Below are 16,167 nucleotides of genomic sequence, written 5' to 3'. Positions count from 1 at the left end.
GTATCCCCCATTAGGGATAAGAGCAGGTCGGCACGGCCGGTGACCCGGCGATCAGATGCCGAGGGCCTCCTGCCGGGTGCGGGAGGCCGCGGCGACGGCATCCGGGATCACCGAGGCCAGGCCGGTGCCGGCGAGCCACGCACCCGTGAGTTCGAGTCCCGGGGTGGCGGCCACGACCTCGCGCACCTGGTCGACCCGCTCGGGTGCGCCGACGGTCGCGGGCGAGAGGGCATCGCCCCAGACCGTGCGCGCGAAACCGCGCACGGCGGTCGCGTCGAGGTCGACGCCCAGGATCGTGCGGGCGTCCGCCAGGGACAGCGCGAGGAGCTCGTCATCGCGAAGACCGGCGGTGGGGCTGTCCTGGCCGGCGCGACCGTAGGACAGACGGATGACGTGTCGGCCCGGTCCGGCGGCCTCGGCCAGCCAGTCCCACTTCGCGGTCACGTGGGTGAGCGCCTTGGCGGTGACCCCGGGGGTCGCGGCCGCGACCAGCACGCCGGTGCCGCGCGGGTGCAGGTCGAGCTCCGGGGCGTCGATGACGATCGTGGCCAGCTCGATCGCCGTCGGCTGCGGCCAGTCGAGTTCGGCGAGCGCCGCATGGGCCGGGCTCAGGCCGGCCAGTAGGCCGAGCGCCTGCGCGCCTGGAGTCGCGATGATCACGAAGTGGGCGTCGAGGGTGGTCTCCGGCGCCGGGGCTGCCGGCGCGTCTGCGTCCGCCGCCGTGTCCGGTGCCGCGCAGGTGGCCGTCCAGGTGGGCGCGTCCTCGGTGCCGGAGCGCTGCAATGCGGTGACCGGGGCATCCGTCACGATCTCGGCGCCGAAGTACACGAGGTCGGCCACCAGAGCGGTCACGAGCCGGAACATGCCGCCCCGGAGCCCGGCCACGTTCGAGCCGGCCGGGGCGCCGGAGCGCAACGACAGCACGGCCCCGGAGAGCGAACCCGTCACCGTGAGGGCGGAGTTGAGGCCCGGGGCCACGACGTCGATCTCGAGATCGTCGGCCGCGGACGAGTACACCCCCGCGGTCACGGGTTCGACGAGCCGTTCGAGCACGCGGCGCCCCATGCGCTTGCGCACGAGTTCACCCAGGCTGTGTTCCCGGCCGATCGTCAACACCGGCATCAGCCGGTCCGCGTAGGCGCGCCAGGCGCCACTCCAGCCGATCACGCGGCGCACGTCGTCGGCGAGCGGAGAACCGGGGATGCCGAGCACGCCGGCCTTGGGCAGCGGAACGCTGACCGAACCATTCGGCACGCGGTCGTCGGGCAGGTGCAGCCACGCGCCGGCGGGGTTCGGCGCGACAACCTCGTCGGACAGACCGAGGTCGGCGATGAACTCGGCCACCGCGTCGCGCCGCACGGCGAAGCTCTCGGCACCGCTGTCGAGGGTGAGGTCGGCCACTTGGTGGCTGCCGAGTGCTCCGCCCGGCACACCGGTGGCTTCGAGCACGGTCACGCTGAGTCCGACCCGGGCGCAGGCTCGGGCGGCGATCAGGCCCGCCACCCCTCCACCGATGACGATGACGTCTTTCATTCGCGCCCCCTGAGCCTGCGTGCGATTGTCAGGACGCGGACGGCGCGGCGGCCGGGGCTTCCGGGACGGCGGCGGCCGGGCCGGCGGAGACCGCGGTGACCTCGTGCACGAAGGCCACCAGGCGAGTCAGCACGTTCGGGTCGGTCATCGGCGGAACGCCGTGGCCCAGGTTCAGCACGTGGGACGGTGCCGTGCGCCCACGCTCGAGCACGTCGAGGACATGCGCTTCGAGCACCGGCCACGGTGCCGCGAGGAGCGCCGGATCGACGTTGCCCTGCACCGGGACCAGTCCGCCGAGGCGACGGTTGGCTTCATCGAGCGGCACCCGGTAGTCGACTCCGACGACGTCGGCGCCCACCCCGTGCATCTCCCTGAGCAGCTCGCCCGTGCCCACTCCGAAGTGCACAACGGGCACGTTGCGGCGCACGGATGCGACGCCCTCGGCATCTGTGCCCGCGGCGCCCTCGCCATAGGTGAGGTCGCGCACGTGGGCGATCGCCGCGGTGGAGGCAGGAGCGACGAAGCGCGTGTAGTCGGCCAGCGAGAGCGCGCCGGCCCAGGAGTCGAATAGCTGGGCGGCGCTGGCGCCGGCCAGAACCTGCGCGCGCAGGAATCGTCCGGTGACCTCGGCCGTCCACTCCATCAGGGTGGCCCAGGCGTCGGGGTCCGCATGCATGAGCGTGCGAGCGTTGATGTGGTCCTTCGACGGACCGCCCTCCACGAGATAGGCCGCCAGCGTGAACGGGGCCCCGGCGAATCCGATCAGCGGCGTCGAGCCGAGCTCGGCGACTGTGCGCGCGACCGCCGCGGTGATCGGGGCGAGGTTCCCCTCAAGCACGGCAGGGTCGAGAGCAGTGAGCTCCGCGACATCCTTCGCCGTGCGCACGGCCGTGCCGAGGACGGGGCCGGTGCCTGCGACGATCTCGACGTCGACGCCCACGAGCTTGAGCGGAATGACGATGTCGCTGAAGAGGATGCCGGCGTCGACGTTGTGGCGGCGCACCGGCTGCAGCGTGATTTCGCTCGCCATCTCCGGGTCGAGGCAGGCGTCGAGCATGCGCGTACCGACCCGCAGCGAGCGATATTCGGGCAGCGAACGGCCAGCCTGGCGCATGAACCAGACGGGGGTGACGTCTGGCCTGGTGCCCTGGTAGGCGCGGATGAGACGTGAATCGGCCGTGAGTCCGGTTGCGAGTGGGTGTTGCGCGTCGAGGTTCATTATCTAGATTCTGTCAAACTTCCGACACTCGGGCGATTCGGGCCCTCAGCCACAGGTCGTAGACTCGTCTGGTGTTGATCTGCCTGTCCGCCAGCCATAAGAACTCCAGCTTCGACGTGCTGGAGAAATTGTCTGTCGGTGCGAACGACACGGCGGGTGGCATTCTCGAGCGGCACCCGGCCCTGGTCGGTGCCGTGGTCGTGGCCACCTGCAACCGGTTCGAGGCCTACCTCGACCTCGACGAACCGCTCGGCTCCTCCCCACTTTCGGCCGTGCACGCCGCCATCGACGGCGTCAGTGCGAGCACCGGCGTGGCCGTCGACGTTCTGCGGAACACCCTGGACCTGGTGCACGGCAGCGGCGTCGCCGAGCACCTCTTCGCCGTGACGAGCGGCCTCGAATCGGTGGTCGTCGGCGAGGGCGAAATCGCCGGCCAGGTGCGCCGCTCCCTCGAGCAGGCCCGGCTCTCCCGCACCACCAGCCCCGAACTCGAACGCCTCTTCCAGCGTGCGTCGCAGACCTCGCGGGGCGTCAAGAACCGCACCGGCATCGGAGCCGCGGGACGTTCACTCGTGCGCCTGGCCCTCGAACTGGCCGAAAGCCGCATCACGGACTGGGCCCAGACCCGCGTGCTCCTGGTCGGCACGGGCCGTTACGCGGGGGCTTCCCTCGCCGCGCTGCGGGACCTCGGCGCCGAGGACGTGCGGGTGTACTCCCCCTCGGGCCGCGCTCAGAAGTTCGCCACCTCGCATCAGATCACCGCCGTCGCCGAGTCGGCGTTCGCCATCGAAGCCGCCGAGGCCGACCTGATCCTCACCTGCACGACCGCCGACACCCACGTGATCGACGCGGCCCTGCTCCACTCGGGCCGCGCACTCTCCCTGCAGCTCCCGGCCGCCGAAGCGCGCACACTGCCCTCCTGCCCGATGACGGATGCCCCGACCGAGATCCCGCGCCGGCTCATCATCGACCTGGGTCTGCCGCGCAACGTCGACCCGGACGTCACCGACCTGGCCGGCGTCGAGCTGCTCGACCTCGAGACCATCCGCATCCACGCGCCGCTCGAGGAGCTCAACGCCACCAGCGACGCCCGACTGCTCGTGGGCCGCGCCGCCCGCAAGTTCTCCGCGGTTGCCGAGGAGCAGAGCCTCGCCCCGGCCGTCGTGGCCCTTCGCAGCTACGTCTTCGACCTCCTCGACGGTGAGATCGAACGGGCGCGCAACCGCGGCGACAACAGCGAGCAGACCGAGGCGGCCCTGCGCCACTTGGCCGGCGTGCTTCTGCACACCCCGATGGTGCGATCCCGCGAGCTGGCCCGAGCGGGCGAGCAGGCCGCATTCCTGACCGGACTCGATGCCCTGTTCGGAGTCCAGGTTGAGCTGCCCGCCGCCGGGACCGCGGCCACGGTCGCCGATATCGGCCCCGTGGCATCCTGACGGTGGGCGGCCTGGCCCCGCACGGTGCGAGCGCACACGGTGCGAGCCTGCACGGTGCGAGCGTGCACAGCACGGCCGGGATCCGCGGGTGAGAGCCGTCTGGTTCGACGCGTTCGGTGCCGTACCCGAGCTGCGGGAGGTTCCTGACCCGGTGCCGTCCGCGTCCGGGGTCGTCGTGCGAGTGGAGGCCACCGGCCTCTGTCGCAGCGACTGGCACGGCTGGCTCGGGCACGACGCCGGCATCGCCCTGCCGCACGTTCCGGGCCACGAGCTCGTCGGCGTGATCGACGCCGTGGGGCCCGAGGTGCGCCGCTTCGCCGTGGGCCAGCGCGTCACCGTGCCGTTCGTCTGCGCCTGCGGCGACTGCCCGGAGTGCCGGGACGGCAACGGCCAGGTCTGCCGCAACCAGACCCAGCCCGGCTTCACCCACTGGGGCTCCTATGCGGAGCGGGTGGCCCTGCACAACGCCGACGTCAACCTGATCGCGATTCCCGTTGGACTGGATGCCGGCGCCGCCGCACTGCTCGGCTGCCGCTTCGCCACCTCCTATCGCGGACTCGTGCATCAGGCCCGGTTGCAGGCGGGCGAGACCCTCGTCGTGGTCGGCTGCGGCGGCGTCGGTCTCTCCGCGGTCATGATCGGCGCGGCGCTCGGTGCGACCGTGATCGCCGTGGACATCAGTGCCGCGGCCCGTGAGACGGCCGCGCGAGTGGGCGCGACCTTCACGGTGGACTCCGCCGGGCTCTCGAACGATGAGGTGGTGGCGCGGATCCGCTCGGTGACAGGCAGGGGCACGGATGCGGGTGCGGGTGCGCAGGTCAGCGTCGAGGCGCTCGGCCGGGAGAGCACGGTGGGCATCGCCATCCGTTCACTGGCAACCCGGGGACGCCACGTCCAGATCGGATTGCTGGCGGAAGACCCACGGCTTCCGCTCGGCGACGTCATCGCCCGCGAACTGACCGTGATGGGCAGCCACGGGATGCCCGCGGGCGACTATCCGGCCCTGCTGGCCCTGGTCACCTCCGGCCGGCTGCGCCCGCAGGACCTGATCGGCCGCCGCCTCAGCCTGGCCGAGGCGCCCGCCGCCCTCGCCGCCATGAGTGACCCGGCCACGCCGGGCGGCGTTACCCTGATCGAGCTCGCCCGCCCCTGAACTCGTGCGGCGGCGGCTCGCTAGGTATCCGTCTCCCTCCACCTGTGGGGCCAACTCAGGAAAACCGGTGTGTCCGGTCGCCGCGGTGCCGCCGTTCCGGGACCGCCGAAGCTCGCCCGCGGGACTTCTCCTGAGTTAGCACCCCACCGGCACCGGTACCGCCAGCGGTACCCCCTGCACCAGCACCCCACCGGTACCGCCAGCGGTACCCCCGGCCCCAGCCGGTAGCGCGCGGCCGGCAGACTCGGCTATGCGCCGCGGAGGCGCTCGGCCAGGTAGGCGTCGAGCTTGTCGAGCGGCACGCGCTCCTGCGCCATGGTGTCGCGGTCACGCACGGTGACGGCCTGGTCCTCGAGCGAGTCGAAGTCGACCGTGACGCAGTACGGGGTGCCGATCTCGTCCTGGCGGCGGTAGCGGCGGCCGATGGCGCCGGCGTCGTCGAAGTCCACGTTCCAGGACTCGCGCAGCCGCGCCGCGAGGGACTTGGCCATCGGCGAGAGCGCCTCGTTGCGGGACAACGGCAGCACGGCGACCTTGATCGGCGCCAGGCGCGGGTCGAGTTTCAGCACGGTGCGCTTGTCGACGCCGCCTTTCGCGTTGGGCACTTCCTCCTCGTGGTACGCGTCTACCAGGAACGCCATCAGAGAGCGGGTCAGTCCGGCCGCCGGCTCGATCACGTAGGGAACCCAGCGCTCATTCTTCGTCTGGTCGAAGTAGGACAGATCCTTGCCGGATGCCTCCGCGTGCGTCCTGAGGTCGAAGTCGGTTCGGTTGGCAACACCCTCGAGCTCGCCGAATTCGCTGCCGCTGAAACCGAAGCGGTACTCGATGTCCACGGTGCGCTTGGAATAGTGCGAGAGCTTCTCGGCCGGGTGTTCGAACAGGCGCAGGTTGTCGACGTTGATGCCGAGGCCGGTATACCACTTCAGGCGCTGGTCGATCCAGTACTGGTGCCACGTCTCATCCGTGCCCGGCTCGACGAAGAATTCCATCTCCATCTGCTCGAACTCGCGGGTACGGAAGATGAAATTTCCCGGGGTGATCTCGTTGCGGAAGCTCTTGCCGATCTGGCCGATGCCGAACGGCGGCTTCATGCGAGCAGCCTGCAGCACGTTGGCGAAGTTCACGAAGATGCCCTGCGCGGTCTCGGGGCGCAGGTAGTGCATGCCGGCCTCGTCGTCGACCGGGCCGAGGTAGGTCTTGAGCAGGCCGGAGAAAGCGCGCGGTTCGGTCCAAATATGACGGTTTCCGCAGTTCGGGCAGGGGATGCCGTCGATGCCGCCCTCGGGCGGGCGGCCCTTCTTCTCCTCGAATTCCTCCTCGAGGTGGTCTGCGCGGAAGCGCTTGTGGCAGCTCGTGCACTCGACCAGCGGGTCGCTGAAGACCTCGACGTGACCGGATGCCTCCCACACCTTGCGGGGAAGGATCACCGAGGAGTCGAGGCCCACCACGTTGTCGCGGCTGGTGACCATGAAGCGCCACCACTGCTTCTTGATGTTCTCCTTGAGCTCCACGCCCAGCGGCCCATAGTCCCAGGCAGACCGGGACCCACCGTAGATTTCACCGGCCTGGAACACGAACCCGCGGTGGCGGGCAAGGGCGATGACGGAATCGAGGCGGGAGAGGGCGGCCACGGGGCTCCAATGGTCGAGAGGGCGGGGGATCTGGAAAGCACACAGGACAGGCAGAAGCCGCCCGGCGCTCCGTCCATTTTAGGCGTCCGTCCGGAAGGTGCCGCCAAGCTGTTAGCCTTGCTAAGGATTTCCGCAGTCCTTGCGGGTACCTCAAAGGAGAGATCATGGGCACCAAGCCCCGAACGCCACACGATTCAGCCAAGCGGGGTGAGGAGCTGGACCGGGATCCCCTCCTGTTGCCCGTTGCTCTCGACCAGACCACCCACGACGCCGAGGAAGCCCACTGGACCCCCCTGAAGATCGGGATCTGGGGCGGCATCTCGCTGCTCGGCGGGCTGAGCTGGGTGATGCTCGCCGTCGTTCGCGGCGAGACCGTCAACGCCATCTGGTTCGTCTTCGCCGCCGTCTGCACGTACCTGATCGGTTACCGTTTCTACTCCAACTACATCCAGAAGCACCTGCTGCACCCCGATGACCGGCGCGCGACGCCGGCCGAGTACAAGGCCGATGGCAAAGACTTCGCGGCCACGGACCGCCGGGTTCTCTTCGGTCACCACTTCGCCGCGATCGCCGGCGCCGGACCGCTCGTCGGCCCCGTGCTGGCCGCCCAGATGGGCTACCTGCCCGGCACGATCTGGATCATCGTCGGTGTCGTGCTTGCCGGCGCGGTGCAGGACTACATGGTGCTGTTCTTTTCAATGCGCCGCGGCGGACGCTCCCTGGGTCAGATGGCCCGGGACGAGCTCGGCAAGGTGGGCGGCACGGCCGCCCTCGTCGCGACTCTGGCGATCATGGTCATCATCGTGGCCATCCTCGCCCTCGTCGTCGTCAACGCCCTCGCGGACAGCCCCTGGGGCGTCTTCTCGGTCTCGATGACCATTCCGATCGCCCTGTTCATGGGCGTCTACCTGCGCTTCTTCCGCCCGGGCCGGGTCACCGAGGTCTCGATCATCGGCTTCATCCTGCTGCTGGCCGCCATCATCGGTGGTGGCATGATCGCGGACACCGAGTGGGGCTCAACCTTCTTCGCCATTGAACCGCTGCCCCTCGCGATCGGCATCATCGTCTACGGCTTCGTGGCCGCCATCCTTCCGGTCTGGCTGCTCCTGGCCCCCCGGGACTACCTGTCCACCTTCATGAAAATCGGCACGATCGGGATGCTGGCAATCGCCATCATCATCGTCCGCCCCGAGATCTCGGCCCCGGCCGCCAGCGAGTTCGTGAACGGCGGCGGCCCCGTGGTGAGCGGCTCGCTCTTCCCGTTCCTCTTCGTCACCATCGCCTGCGGCGCCCTGTCCGGCTTTCACGCCCTGATCGCCTCCGGCACGACACCGAAGCTGATCGAGAAGGAACGCCAGACCCGGTTCATCGGTTACGGCGGAATGCTGATGGAATCATTCGTCGCCATCATGGCGCTCGTCGCCGCGCTGTCGATCGACCGCGGCATCTACTTCGCCATGAACTCCTCTCCGGCCCTGACCGGCGGCACCGTTGAGGGTGCTGTCACATTCGTGAACAGCCTCGGACTGACCGGTGTCAACCTGACCCCCGAGATGCTCACCGAGACCGCGAAGAACGTGGGCGAGGAGACCATCGTGTCCCGCACCGGCGGCGCCCCGACACTGTCGGTCGGCCTCGCCAACATCATGCACCAGCTTGTGGGCGGCTCGGGGATGATGGCGTTCTGGTACCACTTCGCGATCATGTTCGAGGCGCTGTTCATCCTGACCGCCGTCGATGCCGGAACCCGCGTGGCCCGGTTCATGTTGCAGGACAGCCTCGGCAACTTCTTCCCGAAGTTCAAGAACACCTCCTGGCGCCCGGGCGCCTGGGTCACGACCGGGATCATGGTCGCCGCCTGGGGTGCCGTGCTCGTGATGGGCGTCACCGACCCGCTCGGTGGCATCAACACCCTGTTCCCGCTGTTCGGAATCGCGAACCAGCTGCTGGCGGCCATCGCCCTGGCCGTCTGCCTGGCGATCGTGGCCAAGCGAGGGCTGTTCACGTACCTCTGGGTTGTGGCGCTGCCGCTGACCTTCGCCGCCGTCGTGACCATCTACGCGTCGTTCCTGAAGATCTTCTCGACCGTTCCCGCCGTGGGCTACTTCGCCCAGAATCGAGCGTTCTCCAACGCTCTGGATGAGGGACTCACCAGCTTCGGCACGGCGAAGACCGTCGAGGCGATGGAGGCGGTCGTGCGCAACACGATGGTGCAGGGCGTCCTTTCGATCCTGTTCGTCGTGCTGGCCATCATCGTGATGGTCACCGCCGTGCAAGCCACCTGGAAGTCCTACAAGTCCCGCAGCTTCGGCACCAACGAGGATGACGCGGTGGCGTCGCAGATGTTCGCCCCGTCCGGCTTCGTAGCCACTCCGGAAGAGAAGAAGCTGGCCGCACGCTGGGACACCCAGATCGCCCAGGCCAAGCTGGACAAGGCAGGGAGGACGACCCGCCGATGAATCTGCTCGCCAGTGTCCGCCACGGCGCGAAGAGCTTCGCCTGGTTCATGAGGGGGGTCATGGGTGAAGACGCCTACGACAAGTACAAGGCCCACCATGAGGCCCACGACGAATCGATTCATGACCCGGATGCCGCCGCCTGCTCCGGACCAGTGATGATGACGGAACGCGAATTCTGGCGCGACCAGACCGACCGCCAGGACATCAACCCCCAGGGTCGGTGCTGCTGAGCGGGTGCGCCACCATCGCCCAGGGCTGCCCCCGCGAAGGATTCCTTCGCGGGGGCAGCCCTGTTTTCCTGTTTTCACCGGCGGCGCCGGTCAGTGCACGTATTCCAGCAGGTCGAGGCCGACCGCGCGCATCCCGTCGAGCACCGCGAGCCGGGACGAGAGGCGGGTGTCCGCGAAGGACATCGAGACCATGTAGGTCACCCCGGCGCGCGGGCCGCGCAGAATGCCGATCTCACTGCGCACGCCGGCATCCGTTCCGGTCTTGTTGACCAGCAGGAGGCCGTGATCTCCGGACCGATGCGCGAGCGGGTCGAGCCCGAACGCGCTGGCGACCATGGACAGGTCGGCGCCGAGCGACAGCCAGCCGAGCACGCGCTCACTCGCCTCCGCATCGACGACCTCCCCCCGGGCCAGCGCCGTGAACAGCCAGGTGAGCTCCTTGGCGCTGCCGACCGAGAGCTGAGGCGCGTCATCGGGACCGCGCCGGTCGCGCACAAGGTCGAGCAGGGCGGTGCGGCTGAGTCCGAGCTGCTCGGCGCGGGACCGCACCGCGTCCAGGCCGACTGCGCGGAGCAGCACATTGGTGGCCAGGTTGTCGTTGATGGCACCGATCAGCGCAGCGAGGTCGGCGATCGGCAGCGAGGGAGCCTGCAGGTGCTGCCAGAGGCCGGATCCGGCGACCGAATCGGACACGGTGCGATCGAGGATCGTGTACGCGCCGAAGTCGGCGTCGCGGAGCCGGGCGGCGACCTCGATCAGCAGAAGCACCGTGCCGATGCCGGCGGTGGGCATGACCACGTGGTCGTCCACGGAGAACAGCACCCGGCCGGTGACCAAATCGGTGGCGCGGGCCGAGACCTGCACCCCGTCGACCGCGAGGTCACCGAGCGCCTGGAACCCGCGGCTGAAGTTCGCCGTGGCGTCCACGCCGCCGTGCCTGCCGCGGCGCGCCGAGGAGTGGCGAGACCGGCGCTCTGAGTCCTGGGATGGCATGGCCACAGTGGGCAGGTCCTTACGTAGATTCGGGCTGCTCGACCCCGGTGACACGGGCTTACGGTCGCGCTGAGGTCACCAGATCGTAACGCGCTTTTCCGGGTCCAGCCAGAGAGCGTCGTCCGGGGTGACGCCGAACGCCGTATAGAACTCGTCGATGTTGCGCACGATCTGGTTGCAGCGGAATTCGTTGGGCGAGTGCGGGTCGATCGAGAGCAGGCGGACGGCCTCCTCGTCACGCATCTTGAGCTGCCAGGCCTGTGCCCAGGAGAGGAAGAAGCGCTGGGTGCCGGTGAGTCCGTCGATCACGGGCGGCGCCTGGCCGTCCAGCGAGATCAGGTAGGCCTTCCAAGCGATGGAGAGCCCGCCGAGGTCGCCGATATTCTCGCCGATGGTGAGTGCGCCGTTCACGTGGTGGTCGGGAACCTGATGCGGGGCGAGCTCGTTGAACTGCTCGATCAGGGAGCCGGTGCGTTCTTCGAAGGCCGTGCGGTCATCTTCGGTCCACCAATCGGTGAGTAGCCCGGTGCCGTCGTATTTCGAGCCCTGGTCGTCGAAGCCGTGGCCGATCTCGTGGCCGATGACGGCGCCGATCGCGCCGTAGTTGGAGGCGGAATCGCGGGCATCGTCGAAGAACGGCGGCTGCAGGATGGCGGCCGGGAAGACGATCTCGTTGAAGCCCGGGTTGTAGTACGCGTTGATCGTCTGCGGGGTCATGAACCACTCGTCGCGGTCGAGCGGGTTGCCGATCTTGCCCAATTCCCGCTGAAACTCGAACTCGCTCGTGGCGCGCACGTTCTTGATCAGGTCGGCCGGGTCGACCGAAAGGGTCGAGTAGTCCCGCCACTTGACCGGGTAGCCGATCTTGGGGGTGAACTTCTCGAGCTTGTCGAGCGCACGGGCGCGCGTCTCCGCGGTCATCCAGTCGAGTTCGGTGATGCTCCGGCGGTAGGCCTCGACCAGGTTGGCCACGAGTATGTCCATGCTCGCCTTCGCGCTGGGCTTGAAGTGCCGCTCGACGTAGATGCGCCCGACGGCCTCGCCGAGCGCCCCCTCGACGAGCGAGACGCCACGCTTCCAGCGCTCGCGCAACTGGGGAGTGCCGGTCAGGGTGCGACCGTAGAAGTCAAAGCTGGACTCGACGAAATCGCTCGACAGGAACGCGGCGCTGGAACGGATGATCTGCCACCGTAGCCAGTCCTTCCAGCCCTCGAGCTGGTCCTCGGTGAGCATCTCCGCCAGACCGGTCACGAAGCTGGGCTGGCGCACGACAACCTCGTCGAGAGCACCGGCCGGGCCGTCAAGCCCGTCAAGCCAAAGGTGCAGGTCGGCGCCGGCGGCCAACGCGGTGACCTGACCCCAGGTCTTGAGGTTGTAGGTCTTCTCGCTGTCGCGCGAGCGCACCTTGTCCCAGTGGTGAGTGGCGAGCTCGGTTTCGAGAAGGAACACGCGCTCGGCGCGACCGGCGGCATCCGGGGTGCCGACGAGGCCGAACATCCGGGTCAGGAACGCCTGGTAGGACTCCCGGATCGCGGCGAACTTCTCGTCGCGGTAGTAGGACTCGTCGGGGAGGCCGAGCCCGCCCTGCTCGACGAAGACGAGGTAGCGCTCGGGGTCCCCCGGATCGTTGTCGACGAAGAGACCGAAGGCGCCGGGCACGCCCGCGCGCTCGAGGCGGCCGAGGGTGCCGAGCAGCTCGGGGATGGAGGTGACGGCGTCGACGATGGCGAGATCGGCCGCGAGCGGGGTCGCTCCGAGCTCTTCGACGCGGTCCTCGTCCAGGAAGCTGGCATAGAGGTCGCCGAATTTGCGCTCCTCGGTGCCGGGGGCGGCGGTCTGGGCTTCGAGGATGATTTCCCGGACGGCCTTCTCCGATTCCTCGGCGAGCAGGTAGAACGAGCCCCAGCGGGCCTTGTCGGCCGGGATCTCGCTGCGGGCGATCCACTTGCCGTTCACATGGCGGAAGAGGTCGTCCTGCGGACGCACCTCGAGGTCAAGTTCGTCGCGGTCGATTCCGGATGCGGTCCCCTGGTCAGTCATGCCTCCACCCTATTCGCTGTGACAGTGGCCGAGCTGGTAGAGACCTATCGGGTGTGCACACGGATGGCGGTGGACCTCCCGGCTCGCTGGTCGAGCGCGCCGAGACCCGGAGCTACAGCCCCACCGCCTTGCTCGGCAGCGCGATCAGTGTCTGCTCCGGATCGTTCTCCACCGGTGGCCGCAGCCAGTGTTGCGTTCCGGTGCGGGTGATCTTCCAGTGCTGGTTGTGCAGCAGTAGATGGTGCGGGTGGCAGAGCAGTACTCCGTCGGCGAGGTTGGTGTCTCCGCTGTCGGTGAGCCAGTCGTTGATGTGGTGGGCTTCGGTCCAGGCTGGTGATCGGTCGCAGTCGACCCACCGGCATCCGCCGTCGCGCACTCCCATCGCGGCGCGTTGTTTCTCGGTGAAGAGTCGTTCGTCACGGCCGACGTTGATGATTTGGCCGATGTCGTCGAACTTGGTGCCGCGGGTGCCGGTGTCGCAGAGCACCCGGTCGATGGTTTCCTGCGAGATGGGGACCGGGTTGCCTTCGATCTGCCCGTGAGCGGCGGGTTCGGCGGCACCCGGCTCGGCGGGTTCGGCTGTGAGGGCTTTCTCGGTCACGATCACGCGCACCGAGGGGCGGCGTCCGCCGAAGACCCGGCCGGGGTCGGCTTCGCCGGCGATTGTGAGCAGCTGCACGAGGGAGTCCGCGTTGATCTGCTCGGTGCTGCGCGGGTCGTCCTGCATTTTTTGGGCCCAGGCGGCGCGTTCCGGGTCGACGAAGCGCACTCCGCCGCGGCGGGGGCTGGTGATGGAGTCGAAGGTGGAGAGCACGAACTCGCCGTCTTCGGGGGCGAAGAGCCCGTTCAGGCGCACGTTGCCATTGCTCAGCCGGTAGACCTTCAGGGAGCGGTCGTCGTGGGCCTGCTTCTCCCGGGCGGTGATGCCGGCCTGATCGAGGAGCCCAGCAGGGCGACGGCGTCGGCCGCCCGACTGAGGTCATCCGCGAGGTTCGTCATGGTACGAGGGTACCTGATGTCATACAGGTAGTCGAGTCTCTGTCACTTATTATGGACACTTTATAGCATTAGTTTCGAAGTCTTGTCTGGCAGCGCGGAGATTGGCTCGCCGGGTCTCGACAGGCTCGACCACCGGAAGCGGACACCGGGTGCGGAGGGGCTGAACTAGAGTTTTGGCATCACCATCACCGTGCTCCGCCCGCAGCCCATCGACCGCGAGATCCTGCGCCTCGCCATTCCCGCCGTCGGCGCGCTCATCGCCGAACCGCTCTTCCTGCTCGCCGACTCCGCCATGGTCGGGCACCTCGGCGCCGTTCCGCTGGCCGGACTCGGCCTGGCCGGCGCCGTGCTGCAAACGATCATCGGCCTGATGGTCTTCCTGGCCTACAGCACCACGCCCGCGGTGGCCCGCTGGCTGGGGGCCGGTGACCGCCGCCGTGCGGTCGCCGTCGGCATCGACGGACTCTGGCTGGCCCTCGGCCTCGGTGTGCTGCTCGCGATTGCGGGCTGGTTCGCCACCCCCCTGCTCGTCGGCGCGTTCGGCGCCGAGCCCGCCGTCACCGCCGCGGCCGTCAGCTACTTGGGCCCATCGATGTTCGGACTGCCTGCCATGCTGCTCGTCTTCGCGGCGACCGGGCTGCTCCGCGGGCTGCAGGACACCCGCACCCCGCTGTGGGTGGCCGGGATCGGGTTCTCGGTCAACATCCTGCTGAATGCGGTGTTCATCTACGGCCTGGGACTCGGCATCGTCGGATCCGCCCTCGGCACAGTCGTGGCACAGTGGGCGATGGTCGCGGTCTATCTTGCCGTCGTCGGCCGCCACGCCCGCCGCGAGAGTGCGCCGCTGCGCCCGCATCGGGTCGGGATGTTGCGGGGCGCGGCATCCGGCGGCTGGCTGTTCCTGCGCACGGTGAGCCTGCGTGCGGCCATGTTGCTCGCGGTTTTCGTGGCCACGAGCCTCGGTTCTCCCGAGCTGGCCGCCTTCCAGATCGCGATGACCCTGTTTGCCACGCTCGCGTTCGCCCTTGACGCCCTGGCGATCGCGGCACAGGCGCTGGTGGGCCGGGGCCTCGGCGCCGGCAACCTGGCCGAGGTGCGCGCGGTGCTCAGGCGCTGCCTCGAATGGGGCGTGCTCAGCGGGTCCGCGCTCGGGCTGCTGGTGATCGCCGCGAGCGGCGTGCTCGGCCGACTGTTCACGAACGCGACCGAGGTCAGCGACCTGCTGCCGGCGGCCCTGATCGTGCTCGGGCTATCCGTTCCGCTCGGCGGGGTGGTCTTTGTGCTCGACGGAGTGCTGATCGGTGCCGGCGACGCGCGCTACCTGGCCCTGACCGGATTGGTGAACCTGGCCGCGTTCGTGCCGCTGGCCGTCGCGGTGCTGCTGCTGGCGCCGTCGGGACCAGCGGGACTGGCCTGGCTGATGGCGGCGTTCGCGTTCGGCTACCTCGGCGCACGCGGGGTGACGCTCGGGCTGCGCGCCCGGGCGGCGAAGTGGATGGTCGTCGGCGCCCGCTGACACCGGGGCAGCCCCAGCGCTGACGGCCGCGGCGCAGCTCGGAAAGTGGGCGCAGGTTCTCCCGTGCGCCAGCCTCCGCGACCGGCGCCGGAAGGCCAGGCACGGCGGCGGCGACTCTAGCTGAAGGAGTCGCCGCAGGCGCAGCTGCTGCCGGCGTTCGGGTTGTCGATCGTGAAGCCCTGCTTCGCGATGGTGTCCTCGAAGTCGATCGAGGCACCCTCGAGGTACGGCACACTCATCTTGTCGAGCACGACCCCGACGCCGTCGAAGTCCACGACGACGTCGCCCTCGAGAATGCGCTCGTCGAAGTAGAGCTGGTAGATCAGGCCGGAGCAGCCTCCGGGCTGCACGGCTACGCGCAGGTTCAGGTCTTCGCGACCCTCCTGGCTAAGCAGGCTGCGCACCTTCAGCGCGGCAGCGTCAGTCAGGCCGACGCCGTGGGCCGGTGCGATGGGGGCAATGGTGTCGGTCATGAGACTCCTCGGACTTCACGCTGCATGGACGCGTCGGGACCGCTCCGCTTGAGCGTTTCGCCTGCGCGAGTATTCAGACACTCTAAGCTCCCGCGGCCGTTCTGCGAACCCCGGAGACTGCCGCCGGCATCCGTTGCGTGCCCGCGCCTCCCCGACGACCCCTCGACGACCTGCCGGTGACCCGCCAAAACGAGCCGAAGTGTAGCCAGATGAAACCCTGAAGCCTAGGGTGAAGTGTTCCCGTTTTTTTTATGCGCGCGGTCCAGATGACCGCGACGCAGCACGGCGTGGCCCTGATTGTCTTTGATCTCTCAGCGGTGCGCACCTGAGCCGTCCTCACAACTCGTTCTCAGCCGGTCTCCTCACGGAGTCCGGCTCGGGATGACCGGACTAATATCCGGGTTGCCGGGGTGGCAGAAGAGGTAAATATGTCTGACGTCCTTCTTGACCGCCCCGAACTTGCGGGGCTCGGTGTCTACGAG

General features: G+C 68.8%; 12 protein-coding genes. 5 read left to right on the top strand and 7 right to left on the bottom strand.

Annotation, left to right across the window (positions count from 1 at the left end):
* Window positions 1-51: 51 nt before the first annotated feature.
* Together E3O54_RS03760 and hemE are read right to left on the bottom strand one after the other, a co-directional pair.
* Window positions 52-1,533, bottom strand: coding sequence for an NAD(P)/FAD-dependent oxidoreductase (locus E3O54_RS03760; RefSeq protein WP_134400981.1), 1,482 nt, complete (start codon window positions 1,531-1,533; stop codon window positions 52-54).
* Between the two features lie 28 nt (window positions 1,534-1,561).
* A complete protein-coding gene (gene hemE, locus E3O54_RS03755; protein ID WP_104099942.1) occupies window positions 1,562-2,752 on the bottom strand; it encodes a uroporphyrinogen decarboxylase in 1,191 nt (396 codons plus the stop codon).
* A gap of 71 nt (window positions 2,753-2,823) precedes the next feature.
* Here hemE and E3O54_RS03750 point away from each other — a divergent pair, with 71 nt between their 5' ends.
* Both E3O54_RS03750 and E3O54_RS03745 read left to right on the top strand, forming a co-directional pair.
* Entirely contained in the window at window positions 2,824-4,188 is a 1,365-nt protein-coding gene (locus E3O54_RS03750) for a glutamyl-tRNA reductase (RefSeq protein ID WP_134400980.1), read from the top strand.
* Between the two features lie 88 nt (window positions 4,189-4,276).
* Window positions 4,277-5,341, top strand: a complete 1,065-nt coding sequence (locus E3O54_RS03745; protein ID WP_134342522.1) for an alcohol dehydrogenase catalytic domain-containing protein — start codon at window positions 4,277-4,279, stop codon at window positions 5,339-5,341.
* 248 nt (window positions 5,342-5,589) lie between these two features.
* Here the strand turns inward: E3O54_RS03745 and E3O54_RS03740 are convergent, their stop codons facing one another.
* Window positions 5,590-6,975 carry a glycine--tRNA ligase gene (locus tag E3O54_RS03740; protein ID WP_104099945.1) on the bottom strand — a complete coding sequence of 462 codons (1,386 nt, stop codon included), beginning with the start codon at window positions 6,973-6,975 and terminating at the stop codon, window positions 5,590-5,592.
* 164 nt (window positions 6,976-7,139) lie between these two features.
* Between E3O54_RS03740 and E3O54_RS03735 the strand changes: the two genes are divergently transcribed.
* Both E3O54_RS03735 and E3O54_RS03730 read left to right on the top strand, forming a co-directional pair.
* Complete coding sequence (locus E3O54_RS03735) at window positions 7,140-9,434, top strand: carbon starvation CstA family protein (RefSeq protein WP_104099946.1); 2,295 nt, start codon at window positions 7,140-7,142, stop codon at window positions 9,432-9,434.
* Window positions 9,431-9,664: a YbdD/YjiX family protein gene (locus E3O54_RS03730; RefSeq protein WP_104099947.1), complete on the top strand. Its 234-nt coding sequence runs from the start codon at window positions 9,431-9,433 to the stop codon at window positions 9,662-9,664. The genes E3O54_RS03735 and E3O54_RS03730 overlap by 4 nt, the downstream gene beginning before the upstream one ends.
* Window positions 9,665-9,754: 90 nt before the next feature.
* Here E3O54_RS03730 and E3O54_RS03725 read toward each other — a convergent pair whose 3' ends face one another.
* From E3O54_RS03725 to E3O54_RS03715, 3 genes are all read right to left on the bottom strand, one after another.
* Window positions 9,755-10,663 (bottom strand): serine hydrolase, encoded by a 909-nt coding sequence (locus E3O54_RS03725; RefSeq protein WP_134400979.1) that lies wholly within the window; start codon window positions 10,661-10,663, stop codon window positions 9,755-9,757.
* A gap of 69 nt (window positions 10,664-10,732) precedes the next feature.
* Window positions 10,733-12,697: a M13 family metallopeptidase gene (locus E3O54_RS03720; protein WP_134400978.1), complete on the bottom strand. Its 1,965-nt coding sequence runs from the start codon at window positions 12,695-12,697 to the stop codon at window positions 10,733-10,735.
* A 112-nt stretch (window positions 12,698-12,809) separates the two neighbouring features.
* Entirely contained in the window at window positions 12,810-13,583 is a 774-nt protein-coding gene (locus E3O54_RS03715) for a DUF222 domain-containing protein (RefSeq protein ID WP_241976745.1), read from the bottom strand.
* 297 nt (window positions 13,584-13,880) lie between these two features.
* Between E3O54_RS03715 and E3O54_RS03710 the strand changes: the two genes are divergently transcribed.
* Window positions 13,881-15,212 carry an MATE family efflux transporter gene (locus E3O54_RS03710; protein WP_233191240.1) on the top strand — a complete coding sequence of 444 codons (1,332 nt, stop codon included), beginning with the start codon at window positions 13,881-13,883 and terminating at the stop codon, window positions 15,210-15,212.
* Window positions 15,213-15,328: 116 nt separating this feature from the next.
* On the opposite strand, the gene erpA is transcribed toward E3O54_RS03710, so the two are convergent.
* On the bottom strand, window positions 15,329-15,685 hold the full coding sequence (erpA, locus tag E3O54_RS03705) for an iron-sulfur cluster insertion protein ErpA (RefSeq protein ID WP_104099952.1): 357 nt from the start codon (window positions 15,683-15,685) through the stop codon (window positions 15,329-15,331).
* Between the last annotated feature and the right edge of the window lie 482 nt (window positions 15,686-16,167).

The organism is Cryobacterium sp. TMT2-4, from assembly GCF_004402575.1.
Lineage (GTDB): Bacteria > Actinomycetota > Actinomycetes > Actinomycetales > Microbacteriaceae > Cryobacterium > Cryobacterium sandaracinum.
The sequence above is the reverse complement of the archived record's forward strand: the minus strand, read 5'-3'. Positions and strand labels throughout refer to the sequence as shown.